Genomic DNA, 618 nt, shown 5'->3' with positions numbered 1-618 from the left:
TCAGCCTGCCGCAGGATCGCGATAATCTGCGCCTCAGTGTATTTGCTTGTCTTCATTCCAAATCTCCTCGTTCATCTTGCCGAGAAAATTCCACTTTTACAGCCCCCTACTTTCGGGGGGGATTACCACCGCACCTTCACGCAGATACTTCTTGATCGTGTTCCGAGACAAACCCGTCCGCCGGGCAATCTCCCTGATTGGCATTTTGTCACGCAATGCCCAACGTCGAATGACACTCAAAAATCCCATGTCGATCACTCCAAATCCCCCCAACCAAAACCGTCGGGGAAGTGTGTTCACATGGGTCAATTCTCAGTGACAATTTATGGGGCTACCGGGTCAGTTCTCAGTGACAATCAACACTGTAGTGGTGACCTGGGACGCTGAGGCGACGCATCACGCGCTTGAGCTTCGTGGCAAGCTGTTGGAGATGCTGAACGTAACAAAGCCCGCCTTGGGGGCGGGCTTGGATATTAGCGAGCGTTCACTAATTTTGGTTGCGGGAGTAGGATTTGAACCTACGACCTTCAGGTTATGAGCCTGACGAGCTACCGGGCTGCTCCATCCCGCGACATTTTTTGTGTCCTACCGCCTATCGGCTACTTGAGGACCTTTTTT

The 618-nt window shown here is 52.3% G+C and carries 1 tRNA gene and 1 pseudogene; both read right to left on the bottom strand.

The window, feature by feature from the left end:
• Window positions 1-99: 99 nt before the first annotated feature.
• Window positions 100-249: pseudogene (locus AQS8620_RS16790) on the bottom strand (helix-turn-helix domain-containing protein); the annotation flags it as partial.
• A 245-nt stretch (window positions 250-494) separates the two neighbouring features.
• A tRNA-Met gene (locus AQS8620_RS16785) sits at window positions 495-571 on the bottom strand.
• Window positions 572-618: the final 47 nt, after the last annotated feature.

Origin of the sequence: Aquimixticola soesokkakensis (genome assembly GCF_900172375.1) — a bacterium.
Taxonomy (GTDB): domain Bacteria; phylum Pseudomonadota; class Alphaproteobacteria; order Rhodobacterales; family Rhodobacteraceae; genus Aquimixticola; species Aquimixticola soesokkakensis.
The sequence above is the reverse complement of the archived record's forward strand: the minus strand, read 5'-3'. Positions and strand labels throughout refer to the sequence as shown.